The 19195-nt window shown below is 45.9% G+C and carries 14 protein-coding genes; 6 read left to right on the top strand and 8 right to left on the bottom strand.

Features of this window, described 5'->3' with window-relative positions; genetic code table 11:
• Positions 1 to 84: 84 nt before the first annotated feature.
• Entirely contained in the window at positions 85 to 8955 is an 8871-nt protein-coding gene (locus I1H34_RS18170; protein ID WP_212662398.1) for a PAS domain S-box protein, read from the bottom strand.
• Between the two features lie 231 nt (positions 8956 to 9186).
• Here I1H34_RS18170 and I1H34_RS18165 point away from each other — a divergent pair, with 231 nt between their 5' ends.
• Complete coding sequence (locus tag I1H34_RS18165) at positions 9187 to 10113, top strand: phosphoenolpyruvate carboxykinase (ATP) (RefSeq protein WP_212662397.1); 927 nt, start codon at positions 9187 to 9189, stop codon at positions 10111 to 10113.
• A 29-nt stretch (positions 10114 to 10142) separates the two neighbouring features.
• On the top strand, positions 10143 to 10295 hold the full coding sequence (locus I1H34_RS18160) for a hypothetical protein (protein WP_212662396.1): 153 nt from the start codon (positions 10143 to 10145) through the stop codon (positions 10293 to 10295).
• Positions 10296 to 10506: 211 nt separating this feature from the next.
• On the opposite strand, the gene I1H34_RS18155 is transcribed toward I1H34_RS18160, so the two are convergent.
• Both I1H34_RS18155 and I1H34_RS18150 read right to left on the bottom strand, forming a co-directional pair.
• On the bottom strand, positions 10507 to 11202 hold the full coding sequence (locus I1H34_RS18155) for a glutathione S-transferase N-terminal domain-containing protein (RefSeq protein ID WP_212662395.1): 696 nt from the start codon (positions 11200 to 11202) through the stop codon (positions 10507 to 10509).
• 88 nt (positions 11203 to 11290) lie between these two features.
• Positions 11291 to 11590, bottom strand: a complete 300-nt coding sequence (locus I1H34_RS18150; protein ID WP_212662394.1) for a hypothetical protein — start codon at positions 11588 to 11590, stop codon at positions 11291 to 11293.
• A 206-nt stretch (positions 11591 to 11796) separates the two neighbouring features.
• Between I1H34_RS18150 and I1H34_RS18145 the strand changes: the two genes are divergently transcribed.
• Together I1H34_RS18145 and I1H34_RS18140 are read left to right on the top strand one after the other, a co-directional pair.
• Positions 11797 to 12669 (top strand): alpha/beta fold hydrolase, encoded by an 873-nt coding sequence (locus I1H34_RS18145; RefSeq protein WP_212662393.1) that lies wholly within the window; start codon positions 11797 to 11799, stop codon positions 12667 to 12669.
• 5 nt (positions 12670 to 12674) lie between these two features.
• On the top strand, positions 12675 to 13295 hold the full coding sequence (locus I1H34_RS18140) for a class I SAM-dependent methyltransferase (RefSeq protein ID WP_212662392.1): 621 nt from the start codon (positions 12675 to 12677) through the stop codon (positions 13293 to 13295).
• Here I1H34_RS18140 and I1H34_RS18135 read toward each other — a convergent pair.
• Positions 13280 to 13738, bottom strand: a complete 459-nt coding sequence (locus tag I1H34_RS18135; protein WP_212662391.1) for a YaiI/YqxD family protein — start codon at positions 13736 to 13738, stop codon at positions 13280 to 13282. The two genes, I1H34_RS18140 and I1H34_RS18135, sit on opposite strands and share 16 nt — an antisense overlap.
• A 179-nt stretch (positions 13739 to 13917) precedes the next feature.
• On the opposite strand from I1H34_RS18135, the gene I1H34_RS18130 reads away from it, so the two are divergent.
• Positions 13918 to 14361 (top strand): DUF2004 domain-containing protein, encoded by a 444-nt coding sequence (locus tag I1H34_RS18130; protein ID WP_212662390.1) that lies wholly within the window; start codon positions 13918 to 13920, stop codon positions 14359 to 14361.
• A gap of 149 nt (positions 14362 to 14510) precedes the next feature.
• Here the strand turns inward: I1H34_RS18130 and I1H34_RS18125 are convergent, their stop codons facing one another.
• The 3 genes from I1H34_RS18125 to I1H34_RS18115 are packed head-to-tail and all read right to left on the bottom strand — an operon-like array spanning position 14511 to position 15749.
• A complete protein-coding gene (locus tag I1H34_RS18125; RefSeq protein ID WP_212662389.1) occupies positions 14511 to 14960 on the bottom strand; it encodes an HNH endonuclease in 450 nt (149 codons plus the stop codon).
• Positions 14926 to 15294 (bottom strand): hypothetical protein, encoded by a 369-nt coding sequence (locus tag I1H34_RS18120; RefSeq protein ID WP_212662387.1) that lies wholly within the window; start codon positions 15292 to 15294, stop codon positions 14926 to 14928. Before I1H34_RS18120 ends, I1H34_RS18125 begins: the two co-directional genes overlap by 35 nt.
• An 8-nt stretch (positions 15295 to 15302) precedes the next feature.
• Positions 15303 to 15749, bottom strand: coding sequence for a hypothetical protein (locus I1H34_RS18115; protein WP_235109217.1), 447 nt, complete (start codon positions 15747 to 15749; stop codon positions 15303 to 15305).
• Between the two features lie 144 nt (positions 15750 to 15893).
• On the opposite strand from I1H34_RS18115, the gene I1H34_RS18110 reads away from it, so the two are divergent.
• Positions 15894 to 17957: a thioredoxin domain-containing protein gene (locus I1H34_RS18110; RefSeq protein ID WP_212662386.1), complete on the top strand. Its 2064-nt coding sequence runs from the start codon at positions 15894 to 15896 to the stop codon at positions 17955 to 17957.
• Here the strand turns inward: I1H34_RS18110 and I1H34_RS18105 are convergent.
• The gene (locus I1H34_RS18105; RefSeq protein ID WP_212662385.1) at positions 17938 to 18537 is read right to left on the bottom strand and encodes a hypothetical protein; all 600 of its coding nucleotides are present in this window, start codon (positions 18535 to 18537) and stop codon (positions 17938 to 17940) included. The genes I1H34_RS18110 and I1H34_RS18105 overlap by 20 nt on opposite strands.
• Positions 18538 to 19195 lie beyond the last annotated feature (658 nt).

Here is a 19195-nt window from a genome sequence, read left to right as displayed (position 1 = left end):
CAGAACATTAGTTCAGATCTGAACTCCCTGATCTGACTTAACTATTCAAGCGAGTAAATATGACGATAAAATAGACCACTTTTTCTATCTGTTATTCCGATGATTTTCGTAAGCATCTTGTAAAAAGGCTTGAATTTTATTCAGTTCAAAGCGGTCTGACCAATGCAAGATTTCCTGGCAAAAGGATTGACATTCTGGATGGGTAAGATGAATCGCTAACAGTTCATCTTTGATCTCAAATATACTACCTTTATTTGCCATATCTACTAGTTTCTCTAAGGTATCCTTGGGTGGATAAACCACTTTTAAAGGCTGTTTTTTTCCCTTGACTGAGTAGTTGTGTACGTCTAGAGACGGCCTCCCTCCATCAACCCTCGGCAATTCTAGCTGACCATTGATCAGACTCTGTTGAGCAATGGTCGAAGCGTATCTGATAGTCTGGGTTGCTTCAGATATCATTTCTGGCGAAGCAACCTCCCTTTGCTCAGGTGAGGGGGTTAGCACTTCATAAATCCAGTCTAAATTGAGCTGTTCAGAAAAGATTTGAAACAAGGCTTGGGCATCAATGGGTTTAGCTAGAAATGCATCGCTGCCCACGTCTAATGCTTGCTGTTGGTAGACCGGATCGACGGAGGCTGAGGAAACGATGAACTTGAGGGTTTGGAGATCTGCATCATCCCGAATATGCCGTAATAGCTTAAAACTATCCATCACTGGCATGGATATATCCGTTAACACCAAGTCGGGGTGATTGCTGAGTTTATCTAGAGCCTCTAAGTCATCATGAGCGATATCGACCTTAAACCCGAGGGGTTCCAGGAGGTTGCAAAGTATGACGACATTGTCTTCATGATCATCCACAAGGAGAATCCGCTTGCGCTCACCTTGGTAGCCGATAATGCGATCCTGGTTGTTAAAAATGGACTGATATCGGACCCCATTCTCGATCAGAGGGAGGTTAATCATAAAGGAGAACTCGCTCCCTATTCCCACTTGGCTTTTAACCTGAATGCTGTGACCCATAAGCTGGACAAGGCGTTGACTGATGGCAAGTCCCAAACCGGTGCCTTCCGCCCGCCGATCGCGAGATCCAACTTGTTCAAAAGCATCAAAGAGTTTGGAGAGATCAGTCTCAGCAATGCCAATTCCCGTATCCATCACCTGAAATAATAGTGAAGCCTCCGTTTCAGTGGTGCTCAAAACTTCGACTTGTAGGGTAACCGCTCCATGATCCGTAAATTTGATGGCATTGCCTAATAAATTGATCAACACTTGCCGCAGACATTTTTCATCGACACTCACCCCTCCCGGTAGGTCATGACTGGGTTCATAGACAAAAGCGATGCCTTTTTGCTGGGCTTTGATCTTGCATATTTCAACAACACTTTGAAGCACAGCAGGCAAATAGGTTTCAGCGGGTGCAAGTTCCAGTTTTCGAGCTTCGATTTTGGCCAGATCTAAGATGTCGTTTATAAGGCTGAGTAAATGTGAGCCACATTGGTGGATGACGGTAATGCCGTGGTGCTCCTTGGCATTCAGGGTGGTAGAACGATTGAGAATTTGGGCGTAACCCAGAATGCCATTCAGGGGTGTACGGAGTTCATGGCTCATATTGGCCAGAAATTCACTTTTCGCCAGGTTGGCACTATCCGCTTGTTCCTTCGCAATTTGGAACGCCTGGGTTCGTTCCTCAACTTTTTGCTCTAGGGTGTGGGAGTATTCTGCTAGCTGCTGATTGGCCTGTTCAAGATTGTCTTCAGCCTGTCGCCGTTGGGTGACATCCACGGCCATAGAAATCACCGTTCGACGACCATCGGGTAAAACTCCTAAGGGAGCGGAGCTAAACTGCCAGAGACGTGGGTCACCATCCTGGGTTCGAATGGTAAATTCACCTTCTTCCCAGCGAGAGGTGAGGGTATACTTTTTGGCCATCACCTCTTTGATTACTCTGGCAGCATCTTCCCCATAGGCATACTGTGCCCAATCTTGAGTGGTAGGAATGTCGGCATGGCTGTAACCCGTCAACTCGGTCCAAGTCGCATTGATTTGAAGAACTTCACCATCTTCGGCATGGAGCATGATGGGGAAAGGGGCACCTTCAATGGCTCGCCGAAATCGTTTTTCACTAAAGCGTAGATTAGCTTCAGCAGCTTTGCGATCGCTGATATCTAGGGCAACGCCATCCCAAACGATATCGCCATTATCTAATTGTTCTATTCGAGCAATCAATTGAATCCAGCGCAGCCCTTTGTGGGGCAATAGAAGGCGGCATTCGACCGGGGTCGATTGCAAGGTTTCAGCAGATATTTGGGCCTCAGCCTTGACTAGGGGAAGGTCATCGGGATGGACTCTTTCCCAAAGCTTGCTGGCATCTTGGAGTGCCGCTTCTGGTTCCACTTCATATATTTCTCTGACCTGGGAACTGATATACGTCAGCTTATTCTGACCATCAGGATGCAAAACATAGCGATAAATCATCCCCGGTATATTCTCAGTCATGCGTCGAAATTGAGCTTGACTGTCTTTTAGGGCGAGTTCTGCGACTTTGCGATCGCTAATATTTCGAATCATCGCTAGATATTGGGAATTCCCATCCGGCATCTGCACGAGGGTTACTGTGGTAGATGACCAGACAACCCTACGATTTTTGCAAACATATCGCTTTTCGGTAGTGAAATGACTGACTTTGCCACCGTCAAGCAACTGCATCAGTCTGCCAGATTCTTCTACATCATCCGGGTGGGTCAAATCGGCGGCAGTCATCGTTCTGAGTTCGTCTGGAGAATAACCCACCATCTCGCAGAAATAACCATTTGCCCGAGTAATGATGCCGTCTTGCACATCACTTTCAGCAATGCCAATGGCAGCTTGCTGAAAGGCTGCATTGGAGCGGGCTTCGCTGAGTTGAAGGGCAAGTTCTGTCCATTTGCGATCGGTGATATCGACAATGACACCTTCTACGTATTGGAGTTGGTGTTCAGCATTAAAAATCCCCTTTCCCTTCTCAGTCACCCAACGAACTGAGCCGTCTCGATGGAGGACACGATACTCCATTGAAAAGGGGTGATGTGCAGTCAGCTCCTTGTTAATGGTCTGATTAACCTGCTCCACATCATCGGGATGGATAATGCTGACATAGGTGCGGTTGAGATTATTGATAAAGTCCGAAGCGGGATAGCCAGACAAGACTGTAATGGCATCGCTCATAAACTCCATGGTCCAATTCGCATCGTTTTGGCAGCGATAGACCACGCCATCAAGATTTGAGAGCAGATTACGAAATTTAGTTTCGCTTTGTCGCAGGGCATCCTCAGCTATTTTGCGATCGCGAATATCTCTGACAATTTTGGACGCCCCAACGACCTCACCCTGCCTATTCACTAAAGGGGAGATGGTGACTGAAAGATCAATCGGATAACCCTCTTTGTGGAGGCGAACGGTTTCAAAGTTCTCGATACACTCTTTATTCTGAAGACGAGCAATAATGTGGGGTTCTTCCTGGAGTCGATCTGGTGGAAACAGCATTAAGATAGATTGTCCCAGTGCCTCAGCTTCCGAATACCCGAATAAATTTGTGGCAGCTTGATTCCAGCTCGTGATTATGCCATCTAAGCTCTTCGTCAGAATCGCGTCATTTGACGACTCAACAACGGATGCAAGCAGGCGGGAGTTTTCATCGGCTTGTTTATGATCGCTAATATCTCGCATGATCGTTGAAAAGTTCTCAACGGTTCCATCTGCGGCTTTATGGGCAATCACAACTTGTGAAACCGGTATCTCATTCCCCTCAGCATCTAAGGCGGCTAGCTCTCCAGACCAACTCCCCTTCTGAATGGCTGTAGGAAGTACTTCCTTCACTACTAAGTCATTCACCCAGTGCGGATGAAAGTTGGAAATACATCGTTGACTTGGCTCAGCTAGATCTGGTCGAAGATTGGCCAACTGCTGGTTACACCACACGTCCTCCCCTTTAGCATTAGAAATGCCAATAAAATCAGGGGTTGCTTCAAGAACGGCTATGAGGCGGACCTGTTCTTGTTCTAGCTGCTTACGTTCGCTAATATCTCGAACCACACTATGGAGAATCATCTCTGATTGATATTGGATGGGGGTGAGGGTAATTTCTACCCAAAAGTTTTCTCCATTACTATGCCGAGTGAGCCATTCAAACCTTAAACCTCCTCCTCGTAAGGCCTCTTGATTTAACCGTGCCATTTTATCTGCAGAAAGCTGACCATCAGGCTGCCGCTCAGGAGAAATCTGATGAGGATGAAGCGCTAATACTTTAGACTTACTGGCATATCCGAGGAGGTTAAGGGCAGCCTGGTTACAGTCAATAAATCCTTGTTCGCCCAATAAAAAGACTGCATCTGCGGTTTGGTCAAATAAGGTTTGAAGACGTCGTTCCGAGACAGCCAAATGTGTGGTTCTATCCTTCTCTAGCTCATACAGACGAGCATTTTCAATCGCGATGCCTGCTTGGGCACAGAGAAAGTTGAGGACGGTGATGCGATCGCATGTAAATACCCCCGACGCCAATTGATTCTGCAAGTACAGTAGACCCGTCAAATGGCCTTGATGCAAAATCGGTAAACATAGAATACTCCGGGGTTGGTGGGTTCCCAGATAGTTGTCAATAATGGGTAAATCGGTTTCTAAATTATCGACAACCAGAGCTTCTTGAGTATTTTTAACGAACTGAATCAGTTGCAGGGGTAGATCCGGATACTCACCAAGGGGAACTGAGGACAGTTGTATCGTTTTAGGCGTCGCAGTAGCTCTGATAAGCCAAGTGTCATCAGCTTCGGGGAGTAAGAGCACCAATCGATCTGCACCTGAGTTTTGCAGCATCATTGGGGCGAGTTTTTCTAGCAATTCATCCAGGTGTAGACTTTCTGAAAGGGCTTGGGCACCTTGGAGAATTGCAGCAAAATCAAACGTCGCATTGAGGTTGGTCTGGGTTGAGTAGGCTGAAGTAGAAGAGTGAATGGATAGGTTGGGTGCGCCAAGTTTTGCAAGGGTGTCCAGTGGGTGGGAAGAGCGAGGTGTTTGCTGCAGGATGGGTTGGATTAATTCGGGGTAGCGTCGTTCAAGATCATCCGTTTTTGCTTGAGCGCCCCATCGGGCATAACAGTGATAGGCCGCTTGCATATAAGTTGAGGCTATTTTTTCCTTGCCCCACTCCAGATAAAACTTAGCGGCTAGCTCATTAGCAAGCGCTTCTTCTTGCAGATATTCATGTTCCTTCGCTCCGAGAATTGCTTGTTCATATTTCTCAAGCGCTTCTAATTTTTGGCCTTCATAACGGTATTTCTCTGCCGCGACTAAGTCCCAACGATGCTGATAATTCATCGGCGCTGAAGTGGCCCATTTCTGCAGCTTGGTCTGATTATGATTCACCCGCTTTAAAACAGAATCTTGGTCCTGTATGGATTTATCCCCGCCTAAATGGGCTAGAGAATCATACATCAGCAGGAGACAAACCGTTGGAGTCCCCTGCTTAGAGACAATATATGGTTCAATCTCGGTTAAATATTGAATTGCTTGTTGATATTCACCAAACCAATAGTTCAGAACAATCTTATGGAAATAGAAGAAGCGCAACGTTTCAGCGTCATTATTTTGATGATGAATGGGTAAACTGATCGATTCATCATAGGCACTTCCACAAAGTACAGTCGGATCTTGACTCCTACCGATGAGGTTGAGTACTGACTGCTGAACCATATTGATCCAATATTGACCAGTAGATTGCTGGACTCGCTCTAATTCATGACTATATTTTTTGAGTTCTATATTGAGAGCGTTCAAGTCTTGGCTAACTAGATAGGAAAATAAGCAGTATCCGGCAATGCAATAAGCGGAAAACTCAAAATCTCCTACCTCTATACCGCATTGAAAACCTCGCATTAAGTCCGGCAAAGAGTCTCTAGTATGTGATTTTAAGGGTTTGATAATGTACGCAAAAACATTAATAACCTTGGCTTCAAATGACTTGGCATCAAGCTTGCTGATTAGGGCCATTGCCAGATGACCATAATCAGAGGCTGCCTCAATATCATCTATCACAGAAAGCATAATCATTGCATATAAACTATATGCAATTGAGGAAGCCTCTGTATTGCCATACTTAAGAGATAAATAAACGCTTTTAGCAACCACTATAGGGAACAGTTCTGGGTTTACCTGAAAGCAGGTAACCGACATTTTTCCTAAAGTTCTTAGAGCGATCTCTTGAGATGGGTCATCTATCACCCTTAGATTCACTAAATCTTCTATAGACCGCCCAGCCCGGATGTGATTGACGGAGTGAATTGCATTTTCTATGATTTTTTCATCAGCTATATTTGAAAACTCTATCCCCACTGCATTCAAGAAGTTTTTTGAAATATCAAATGCGCGTTGAGGTTGGTTCTGACTCTGATATATCTGTGTTCTGATTTCATAGGAATTAGCACAGTCGACTATAGAGTCAGCATGCTTCTCTACTAATCTAGAAATAGATTCTGCTGTATCAAGATTGCCAGACAGAAAAGCAGATTTTGCACCCAGATCGCAAAAATCTAAACTCAATTGATAGTGGGTATCCCAAGCTGTTTTAGATAGAAATTCTCTGCCTATTTTTGAATATTCAAAAGCAGCATCATAAGCTGTTGATGCTAAGGCTTTATGGGTAGCTTCTAAATTAAGTATTGCCAATTGATAACGTTCATCTGGTTGCTTGACCAACTCAGCTCCAAGATTGAGGTGGTTAACAATGTCGAATATTTTTTCATCTCTTTGACTATCTGATAGTTGTGCCAATAACAAACGGCCAATCTTTAAATGGATTTTATGGATCTCTTGAGGTGAAATTAACAGATATGCAGCTTGTTGGACCCGATCGTGAACAAATCGATAATCAATCGTGATATCTCGTTCCATTTCCAGGATGCGGTGGTTCCCATCCATGAACTTATAGGTTTGACTTTCTGGGAGCACCAAGCCGAGCTGCAACGATGGCCATAAAGCCTTGGCGATATCCTCCTGAGATTTCTTACACACGGTAGCTAGGGTTGCCAAGTCAAACTGATTTCCCATGCAAGCCGAAATTTTTAATACGTCCTGAGTCTCCTCGGGCAACTGTTGCAACCGTCCGACCATGAATTCCACTACATCGTTGGTAAGGGCTAGTTGCTGCAATTGCGTCAAATCACACTGCCAATAGGCAGCATCACAATCAAAGATGATCTGTCCATCACCATGGAGTCTCTGCAAAAATTGGGTTGTAAAAAAAGGATTTCCCTGGGTTCTTTGATAGATCAATTGGGTGAGGGGAAATGCAATGTTTGGGGTGCATAATAAAGCATCCGCGACCCATTGATTGATATGGCCAAGGTGCAATGACTGTAGGGTAAGGGTATGGAGAACAATATTTTGTTTGTCCAGTTCATCGAGTGTCAATATCAGTGGATGGGCTGGATAAACTTCATTGTCTCGGTAGGCACCGACTATCAGTAAATGGCCTATCTCCGACTCTGCCATCAACCGTTTGAGAAGGGTAAAGGAGGTTGAGTCTGCCCACTGCAAGTCATCCAAGAAGATGACCAAAGGATGCGCTGGTTTTGCAAAAACCTGAATAAACTTGCTAAAGAGGAGATTAAAGCGATTCTGGTTTGCGGTTCCAGACAATTCTGGTACGGCAGGCTGCTCCCCCATAATGCGTTCTAACTCAGGAATCACCTCAATTAGAACCTGGCCACTTTCACCCACGGCCGCTAGAATTTTGGCCTGCCAACTCGATAATTGAGCATCCGATTCCCCTAAGAGTTGCCTCATCAGGCTACGGAAGGCTTGCACAAACGCAGAAAAGGGAATATTTCGATTGAATTGATCAAACTTGCCCTTGATGAAATAGCCATTTTTCTGGGTAATGGGCTTATGGACTTCATTGACCACCGCCGTTTTGCCAATGCCAGAGAAACCCGCTACCAACAATAACTCTGAACTCCCCTCAGCTACCCGTTCAAAGGCATCTAGCAAGCTCTGAACTTCCGCTTCCCGTCCATAGATTTTTTCGGGTATCAAGAAGCGATTGCATACATCCCTTTTACCCAACTCAAACCGTTCAATCCTTCCCTGCTCCGTCAACTGCGTCAAACACTGTTCCAAATCATGCTTCAATCCCAAAGCACTCTGATAGCGATCTTCCGCATTTTTAGCGAGGAGCTTAGCCACGATATTCGCCACAGCCTCTGGCACCCCAAACTCCCCTAGAGAAGGGGGCACCTGAGCAATATGGCAATGTAGCCAAGCCATCGGTTCATCTGCTTGAAAGGGCAGTTGTCCCGAAAATAGTTCAAACAGGGTGATGCCTAAGCCATAAAAGTCACTTCTAAAATCAATCCCCCGGTTCATTCGCCCCGTTTGTTCTGGGGCCATATAGGCTAAGGTGCCTTCTAGGGTATTGGGGTTTTTGATCTCTTGAGTCTCTTTGGGTAAGAGGGAAGCAATCCCAAAGTCAATGAGTTTAACCTGCAGCGTTTGGGGATGTATCAGAATATTGGCAGGCTTGATATCCTTGTGTAAAACCCGCTGTTGACCGAGGTAATGCAGAATCTCGGCCAATTGCAGGGCAACCCTTAACCCATCTTTGAGAGCAACAGAAACCTGTAAGAATTGTGAAAGTGGAATTCCCTGTATATCTTCCATCACCAGGGCATAGGTCTGGTCGTAAGACTCTAGGCCAAATGTTGTGATAATCCCAGGATGATCCAGGTTGTGACTAATGGCGAATTGATTACGAAAGGCGAGGTGATCAGAAAATCTTAAGACCACTTGAGGAGGCGTGGTTTTGATGACAACAGACTGTTGATCAATGGTCCGTAGGGCCCGATAGACCTGCGTCTTCTGTCCCTCGTGCAGCATCTCAAGGGGAGTATATCCGCTCAAACGAGCACTTGGAGTCAGGCGCATGTCAGAAAGATCCATTTTCCCCACAAGGTCCATTATTCTTGAGCATGCCCAGAAAGGTGTTTTTTCAACCCTATTTCCCGACGCAAGCTAGATTATTATTTGGAGTTGAGTATTGCTCCATCTCCCAACCCATTGCTGACATGTTCCGGCTCAATGTCAGCGAATCGCCCTGCTACTCTCAACTTTCTTCAAGTCTGAGAGCCTCTGCCCCTGTGTGCCCCGTCTCTTGATATGCACTTTTATCAGCTCTATGGGTTGATTTTTCAATCAACCTTTTGTATTCCAGACTTGCCAGATTTATCCCCTACAGGGCAGCATCCAGACGTCACTATCCAGTGGGTAACGGATGGCTGTATCCATGACTTTATCCCCCAAGCCGTTGCCCAACAGCCCATTGCTCTCCAAGTTGACCCAACGGACGCCTTAGTATACGTGCGAGATATCGGCGTTTTTATCGTTCAAGGGGGGTGCAAGATCGTACTGGTTTCTGCCCAAAATGCAGAACAGGAACCGATCTGTCAGGCATTGCTGGGAGTCGTGCTGGCCGTTCTTCTGTATCAACGAGGACTTTATATTTTGCATGCGAGTGCCGTCACCATCCACAACATCGCCATTGCCTTTCTGGGAGATTCAGGTGCGGGTAAATCTTCGGCTTTGGCCGCATCTGTCAATCAGGGATTTATCGGTATAACGGATGATTTAACGGCTATTCACATCAATACCGATAATGCCTCACTCTATTCTGGTGTTCCCAGAATGAAGTTATCTGCCGCTGCCGCCGCTCAGCTGCAGTTGATCCCCTCAACACCGACTGCTGAAGAATCTGCATTTGCATTTTCGACAGCTAGCCCATCCGAAGCCTATGACCTCCAAAATTTATACATCTTGGAATATGGATCAGACTGGTCCATAGAACCCGTTCCCCAGCAGCAAGCCATTATTGAATTGCTGAGATTTTCCGGTTTAAAGTCTGTGTTATCGGTTCGTGACCGTCACCATTTCAAGCAAGCTGCTCAATTGGCAAAGCGTGTAAATCTATATAGACTGCAGCGCCCACGAGACTTAAACCAGCTCTCTCAATCATCTGAATTATTAAAAGACCATATCAGGAGTACCCATTCTGAGAAATATTCGCTAGAGTATGAAGTGGTAAAATAGAGTTCCATCGCGGAGTAAGTGAAATTAGCATGAAAAAAGCTTGGACTTCCCCTAAATTAGAAATTCATGGAGCGATTGAAGAATTAACCCAAGTCAGTATGAATGACTTGCAGAAGATGGGTCCCTTCGCACTTCCTGATCAAGCTTATGATCTATTGGCTAGTCTAGGCGGTCTAAACTAAGCCTCGTTATTGTCCTTCTGGGTTATGAGCTTCATACCCTTGCCTAGCAAATGTTTTGCTAGATGCTTTTGCCTTCTGAAATAGTGCTTATTTCCAGTGAAAAGCGATTAAGACTTTGAATAACTCTATTTATCTCCTTCGCCTGTAATAGGTGAAGGAGATTTGTTTTGTCTGTATACCTAACCCAAATCACTACATTGTCTCCATCACCTCACGGTTGAGTCTTCGCTGTTTGGCCAAATAAGACTTTTCTCTTTTTATCGGTCAATTTGGTTGATTGGCTGACCTGCTTGCCTTTCTCATAGGCGGTGACGGTGGCAGGTCTATTTTCAATGAGCTGAAACCACCGATCAATCTCGGGAAAGTCATCTAACTGTTGGCCTTGCCATTTGTAGGGTACAACCCATGGATAACAAGCCATATCGGCAATGGAGTAGTCACCTGCAATAAAGTCTTTGCCTTGGAGATGCTGATTCAAAACGCCATATAACCGATTCGTTTCATTCACATATCGGGTAATGGCATAGGGAAGTTTCTCTGGCGCATATTGGGAAAAGTGATGGTTTTGTCCGGCCATTGGCCCTAATCCCCCCACTTGCCAAAACAGCCACTCCTGGACGATATTGTGTTGCCGTATGTCTTGTGGCAGAAATTGCCCGGTTTTGGCTGCTAAGTACAACAAGATAGCGCCAGATTCAAAGACTGAAATAGGTCCACCGCCATCGGCCGGGTCCAGGTCAATAATGGCAGGAATCCGATTATTGGGAGAGATTTTGAGGAACTCTGGCTGAAATTGATCCCCCCTGCCAATGTTGATGGGCTTAATCTCGTATTCCAGCCCGGCTTCCTCTAGGAATAGGGTTATCTTATGCCCATTGGGGGTGGGCCAATAATATAGCTCAATCATGGTAAAGGATGGGGAAATTGCGAGGGGAGTGATGGCATATGACCTACCCTTGTTTAGATAAGGGCGACGATCATGTGCAGATGCTAACTTATTCTTCTGGAGAAAATAGAGCGGTTGCAGCCAGGATCATTAATCCTGCCGCAGCCACAAATGGCCCGAGCAATTTCACCCAAAAAAAGGTCTGCTTGATGCTATAGGCAAATAAATAAATTCGTAAATTCGTAAATGTATTGGGCACAACTGAGATTTTGGCAATGTCGCCCCGTAGGATCTCAGATTGCTTAAAGACAATATGGTGGCCTATTGATGTCTTACTCCAGAGGAAGTAAGCAAGTACCCCTAAGATTAAAGATAAGAAGACCGTGATGGGTGCTTTGCCTTGATCCATTCCTGGGTGAAATTTACGTGTTTATCCATGGGGTGATGCATCTCCCCCTCTTATGATAGTCATAATTATCCATCCAGATGGGGGTTAGGACAGAAGTGAATAGGTATCAGCATGGGACTTTGAATTTATGGAAAGATACCCCATAATCGCAATACTGGTCTGTAAGCAATACGATACCCCTAGATAAGCTGAATCTTCTTAAAGCTATGGCTGACAACGAGCTAGAATCTGCTTTTCAGCATCAATACATCACCACGAATCAGGTGCGGCTACACTATGTGACCCAGGGCGAAGGGCCATTAATGTTGATGCTGCATGGCTTTCCTGAATTTTGGTATTCTTGGCACCATCAAATTCCGGTGTTTGCCCAAGATTATAAGGTCGTGGCCTTAGATATGCGAGGGTATAACGATAGCGATAAACCTCAAGATGTCAGTGCCTATCGCATGGTAGAGCTGATTAAGGATGTGAAAGGGGTTATTCAAGGGCTGGGGTATGACCAGTGCATCTTGGTGGCCCATGATTGGGGCGGTGCGATCGCATGGCAATTCGCCTATGCCCACCCAGAGATGCTGCAAAAACTGATCATTATGAACTTGCCCCATCCTGCCAAGTTCCAGGAAGCGCTACGAAGTAATCCCCAACAGATGATGCGAAGCTGGTATATCGGCTTTTTCCAAGTGCCGATGCTGCCGGAACTGATGTTTCAAGCCAATGACTACCGTGCGATCGCATCCATGTTTTCAGAACGAGCAACTAACAAAAGTGCGTTTAGCCCTGAAGATCTAGAAGCCTACAAAGACGCGGCTGCCAAGCGGGGTGCCCTCACCGCCATGATTAACTACTATCGCAGTAACCTCGATATGCTCCTGCAGCCCAAAGATTGGGGAATCTTGGACGTTCCCACTCTGCTGCTATGGGGGGAAGATGACTTTGCCTTGGGTAAGGAACTTACTTATGGCACTAAAGACCATGTTCGTAATTTAGAACTGCACTATCTCAGTCAGTGTAGCCACTGGATCCAACAAGAGCAGCCGGAGCTGGTCAACCAATATATGCGCACCTTTCTGATGGGTTAAAACGAGTGGAATCCCACGAAAATATCACTATTGCTGAATATCAGGCCACTGCCAACAGCTTCCGAGAAGGAACTTGGGACCATGATGTCTCCCAAAATCGACAGGTGTTAATGCAATGGATGCCCCGTAATCCAGGTCGCATCTTAGATTTAGGGTGTGGACCGGGTCGCGATCTTGTGGCATTTAAGGCTGAAGGACATGAGGTTATCGGTCTAGATGCTACTCCTGCTTTTGTGGAAATGGCTCAACAAACGGGCTGCGAAGTATGGCAGCAAACTTTTCTGGATCTAGATTTGCCTGAGTGCTACTTTGATGGGGTTTTTGCCAATGCGTCTCTGTTGCATGTTCCCCAAACATCAATGGAGTCGGTACTCCAAAACTTATGGCAGTCCTTGGTAGAGGAAGGGGTGATCGTTCTATCCATGGCACGAGGCAATCAAGAGGGCTTTGTCAATCGCCCTTCGGGTCAGCGGTTTGTATCCTATTGGGAATATGAAACCCTCGCTCCTTTGGTGCAAGCAGCAGGATTCACCATAACGGATCACTACTACCGACCACCGGGACTACCCAAAGATCAGCAATCTTGGGTGGTGATTGTGGCGGTTAAGTCTCAGTCAGAAGGCTGATGGTGCTTGGCTAAAAATCGATCGAGCTGATTGGCAAACAGTTGCCGATCCCGTTGATTTAATGCGGGTGGCCCTCCAGTGACCAATCCACCTTCTCGCATCTCTTCCATAAAGTTGCGCATGGCAAGCCGTTCCCGCATATTGTTTTGCGTATACAGTTCACCTCGGGGGTTTAGGGCATGGCCCAATTTTTCGATTACAGCAGCGGCAAGGGGAATGTCAGCCGTGATGACTAGATCCCCTTCCTGCATCTGCTCAACAATATGGTTATCAGCGCCATCAAAGCCGGCTGGGACTTGAACAGCATTGATGTAATCGGATGCAGGCGGATTGATATATTGATTCGCAACCAAAGTTAGGTGGATTTTGACCCGCTTGACCGCTCGATACAGAATTTCTTTGATCACATTCGGGCAGGCATCGGCATCAACCCAAATTTTCATGATTTTCTTCCCGTTTTATCCTTAATGTAGCGTTTGCAATCTGATGTGTATCAGCATTATACGGACCAGTAAAGGGAGTATAGGGATACACGGCTAGTCAAACATTGTATGAACCTGTTTTATCCCATTAGGTTTTTAACCCCTTATCACATTTATATTGACAGGTTGCTTGGATAACTATGTTTGAAATACCTTACTTTGGGAAAATCGATAATCAGAACCTACCTGACTATCTTGAAACAGAAATTCAATTTGACAAAAAATCAGTTGAATTGGACTTAAACTTTGAGGCGTTAAGTTTGGGTGAGGTTGAACTCCACCAGATAAAAGTCTTTTTGGGTCTCCTGCCGCAGAATATAAGACTTGCCCAGAAATATCTAAATCACTTAGCTAAAGATAATGAGTTAGTCGTTGAATATTTTGAGTGCCACCAAGACTTGATTGAGGACTATGGACTTAGGTTAGAGCTTGGTACGCTTATTCTCACGAGAGTAGGGATCTACCCAAGCAATGAGTGCTACTCAGTATTTGACTTCACATTCCCGAATGATTTAAGTGATAGATTTTTGTCTGTTGTGCTAAATCATGATAGCTGTCTAATTGACATTACCCATGAGAGTTAAAAAGAGAGCAAGAAACATGTAGAATAACCCACTCGAAATTAAAGCAAAATCTAATAGTTGTTCGCATGAGTGGCATAACCTTGACACCTAAAGTTCACTCCAAAGTCCAGGGATTCATGTTTTTTCGTTTGTGTTGGTAGAGAGAATGTTTAATGTTGCTTTACTGTAGTGGGTTCAAGTAATTCAGCTAGTCTAGCTTCCCCATGAATTTGCATAATGGCATAATCCAGAGACTGTTGGCGAAACGGATGTAGTTGCCGTCGCCATCGAACAAAAGGTTGAGTCCCTTTGCTGACGTTGCACCCCCAACACATCACCAGCATATTTTCTTGACACAAGGTTTTACTGATATGGTTTCGCTTGGGTTCAAGGTGGTCAATGGTGCTATTGGTGACCGCTAATCCTCGCTGGCAGATGGGGCAAATGTCTCCCAGTTTCTGGAGCTGCTGCTTGATCAGGTGACGTGCTTCCGGCGTTTGTCGCCAATCTTGGTACTGCTCTCGGTATTGGACATACACTCGGTTCACCGCCGCATGGGCCCGCAGCTTTGCCCCTTGCATTTGGTTAAAGAGTTGCAGGCAAGTTTCCATCCGTGTCATCGCTACTGTCCTTGGCTTCGAATTCATAAATATTGTTAACCAGTTCAGTGCGCTGCCAATGCTGGGAGCGTTGGTGCACTTGATGAACCGTTGTTTTGATAGCATCTGCAGCCTGCTGCATCCGGGCAAAGTTAGACAGGATTTTGGCTTCTACCTGGCCAGAAGTCGTTTGGAGCTTTTGGGTAATCCAGGTGTATAAATCAATCACTTGTTGCCAACCTCGGTTTAAGAGCCCTTTCTGTTTGCGCTCTATATTTAGCTGGTGTTGAGTCAGCAAAGTCCGGTTATAGGTTTGCAGGTCCCGATAGGACATATTGTCGTGGGTCCGAGCCATATCCCCTCCTAATCGAGTTGGGCTAATAGTGTTCTCACTAATCGGAGGAGTTCGCTCTGTTCTAAATCGAGGAAATTTTTGAGGAGTTCTTTGAAATACTGCTGATATTTTTCGAGCTGCTGTTCCACATAGTTGAGCTGGTTTAAGGCATAATCTCGCTCATTTTCGATGCGATATTTGACCAGGCCATAGCTACGGTTATTTTTAGCAAAACGGCTACGCTGTTCGATCAAGGCTCGAATCGCATCAGCTAGCTCATCTTGTTCTCTAACGGCATAAAGAAGTGCCCGAACTTGATCGGCACTCATGCGTTGGGCAAAGGCAATATCTAGCTGATGGGTCTTTTTCAACTCAGCCATTGCCGCTTTTTTGGACAGAAGGGTTTCCTGTTTGTTTTGGGGAAAGGAAGAAACAACCATAACCGCTGCCATCACGCCTGGGTCAAGTATACTCATTCCCCCGAAATGAAAGTTGAAAATGATGGGTTTTTTTGGGTTTCTGTTCAGGGTGATTTGACTTTAAGAATGTTTTTGGAATTAAGAAATTTTCCCTCAATAAGATAGCGATAAACTGTGAATGCAATCTCCTCTGAGGGCTTCATGCCGAATCGTCTTGCCCATTCTGCTAGTCTATATCTGCGCAAACATGCTGATAATCCCATTGACTGGTGGCCCTGGTGTGAAGAAGCCCTAGAACGTGCGGCTCAAGAGAATAAGCCCATTTTTCTCTCTGTAGGGTATTCCAGCTGCCATTGGTGCACGGTGATGGAAGGAGAAGCTTTCTCAAATGTTGAGATTGCCGAGTATATGAACGCGCAGTATATCCCCATCAAGGTGGATCGAGAAGAAAGGCCAGATATCGATAGCATCTATATGCAGGCGGTCCAGGCGATGACTGGGCAGGGAGGATGGCCTCTGAATATGTTTTTAACGCCGGGGGATTTGGTGCCTTTTTATGGCGGCACCTATTTCCCCGAAGAGCCGAAATATGGACGCCCTGGCTTTCTGCAAGTTCTTGAAGCGATTCGCAGTTTTTATGACAATGAGAAACAAAAATTAGATGCCCAAAAGGAAAAACTCAGTGGCCATCTGCAAAGCTCAACGGTGCTCAATCCTATTGGTGCCCTCCAGCCTGAGCTATTGAGTCAAGGCATTGCCAAAAATACGACGGTGCTCATTAACCAAACACCTGGGCCAAGTTTTCCCATGATTCCCTATGCTGCGATCGCACTTCACGGATCGCGTTTTGAAACCCCAGAACAAGAGCAGGCTCAGCAAGCCTGTCGCCAGCGGGGACTGGATTTGGCCTTGGGGGGAATTTATGACCATGTGGCCGGAGGGTTTCATCGCTACACAGTAGACCCCAATTGGACGGTGCCTCATTTTGAAAAGATGCTCTACGATAATGGTCAAATTGTCGAATATTTGGCCAATTTGTGGAGTTCGGGCGTTGAAGAACCGGCTTTTGAGCGGGCGATTGCTGGCACTGTTGCCTGGTTAAAGCGAGAAATGACTGCAGAAGCTGGCTATTTTTATGCGGCCCAAGATGCCGACAACTTTGTCACAACGGAAGATGTAGAGCCCGAGGAGGGGCGCTTTTACACCTGGACTGACTCGGAGCTGACCCATCTGCTGACTGCAGAAGAATACTCAGCCCTGGCAGATATTTTTAACTTGAGTGCTAAGGGCAACTTTGAAGATGGACTAACGGTACTACAGCGCCAGCAACCCGGCGTAATCAGCGAACCGGTGGAAGAAGCTCTGCGGAAACTCTTTCAGGTCCGGTATGGAGAACGGCCCGAATCCCTGACGACCTTTCCACCTGCCACCAATAACCAGGTGGCGAAAACCCATCCTTGGCCCGGTCGGATCCCCCCGGTCACCGATACCAAAATGATTGTGGCCTGGAATAGCTTGATGATTTCAGGATTAGCCCGAGCAGCTGCGGTGTTTCAACAGCCTGATTATCTGGCTTTGGCAACTCAAGCCGCCACCTTTATCTTGGACCAGCAATGGTCAGAGGGACGGCTCCATCGCGTCAATTATGATGGCGAAATTGCCGTGATCGCCCAATCAGAGGATTATGCGCTGCTGATCAAGGCTTTTCTGGATCTTCATCAGGCTTGTCAAAGCCTGGCAGTGGATCAAGCCAATCGGTGGTTAGAGGCAGCGCAAACCACACAGGCTGAATTTGATCAGCATTTATGGGCTGTGGAAGGGGGTGGCTATTTCAATACTGGTAGTGAAATGTCTGAAGAGCTGCTGATTCGAGAGCGGAGCTGGTTGGATAATGCCACGCCTGCTGCAAATGGGGTTGCGATCGCAAGTCTGATACGCCTGAGTTTGGTTTGCGATCGCACCGAGTATCTCAGCCAAGCTGAACAAGCCCTGCAAACCTTTGGCCAAGTAATGGACTCCTCAACCCAGGCCTGCCCTAGCCTGTTTGTCGCCTTGGACTGGTACTTCCATCACACCTCCATTCGGACATCAGCAACAGACTTAGCGTCCACGTATTTACCCACCGCTGTATATAGCCAATCTTCTGAAGTTCCTCCCGGTGCAATGGGCTTAGTTTGTCAAGGGTTCAGTTGTCTAGAGCCTCCCACCACCTTGGAAGAACTCCAACAACAAATTTCAGACAGCCTTACTCGGCATCAGGTTTAGCTTCTGGAGTAGCAGCCACTCCAGAAGCCTCACTGCGCTCTTCTGCAGCAATATCCACATTCTGAATGACATAGGGCAAGAATGCCCCTTTAAGCCCCCGCTTAATTCGTTCTGATGTTTCCTCAAACAACACAAACAAGGGATACATTTTCTCTGCCCCCTCATTAAAAATATGTTGAAACTGTTGGGGCATTTCCCAGGTATAGCCCCGACTCAAGGCAACTTGCGTTTGCCGCCAGCGGCTCACCAAATGAGAAAAATCTTCTTGGGGACGGTGGATATAGACTAAGATTTCTACTCCAGTTTTTATTTTCCATTCTGGATCACACATCAGTAGGGCCAGATCGCAGGGGAGTGTAATCAATTCATAGGGACTATCGGAGGACCTCAGCTCGGACTGGGGAATTCGACACCTCACCTGAACCACAGGTAGGGGAATGGTAATTACACTATCCCGAGACCGACGAATACTGGGAATCTTTTCAAAATAAGGACGGTGCTGTCTAAGCAGTTCTACCGCATGGTGATGATTACTATAGGTTGCCAGCAACTCTTCATAGTGGGATTGATAAACTGGCATGTTCTTCGCGAGGTGATCTTCTTTATCTAGTAGTACCCGTACAAAGCCAAAGATCTGCGATACAGCGTCTTCTTATTAAGGCTGAAACGTAGACTCTTGAGTTTGTCGATGTATTATTTTTTATCATCTCATCAAAACAGCGATATTTTTTCGATGTTCAAAAGATTTAAACAGATGGGAAATAATGACGACTCTATTGGTGTCTGAAGAATTTATTTGCCTTAATGATGACTGGTATAAATTCTGATGTGTTGAATTCTTGAGCAGGTCAATTTTTCGATATAGCAACAGCCCTACTCACTGAAATATTGTTGATATGTAGGATATGCATATCAACAACTGCTTACCCTAGGGTGGTTAAGAAGGCAGCTCTTATTTGGACCTGGGTATTTCTAATCTAGGGCGAAGATATCCACTTCCTGAAACCATGCATGTACTGGCCTGTGGAACGGCAGCTAGGCATATCAATTTAAATCCAAACCTATAGAGTAGACGTATGGAGATATATGAATCCTTTAAGGTTCATGTGCGCAGATGTATAGACAGTAGGTCAGTGAGTGATCTCTGGAATTCATTCAGTATGGGGAACTAATCTAGACGGAGCCGTCTACAGGAATGGCTGCACTTAACCACCTGATGTGTTTCCCTTGATGTTTTG

It is taken from the genome of Acaryochloris marina S15, assembly GCF_018336915.1.
GTDB classification, from domain to species: Bacteria; Cyanobacteriota; Cyanobacteriia; order Thermosynechococcales; family Thermosynechococcaceae; genus Acaryochloris; species Acaryochloris marina_A.
Note: the sequence above shows the minus strand (reverse complement) of the source record. Positions and strands in the feature narration are given on the sequence as shown.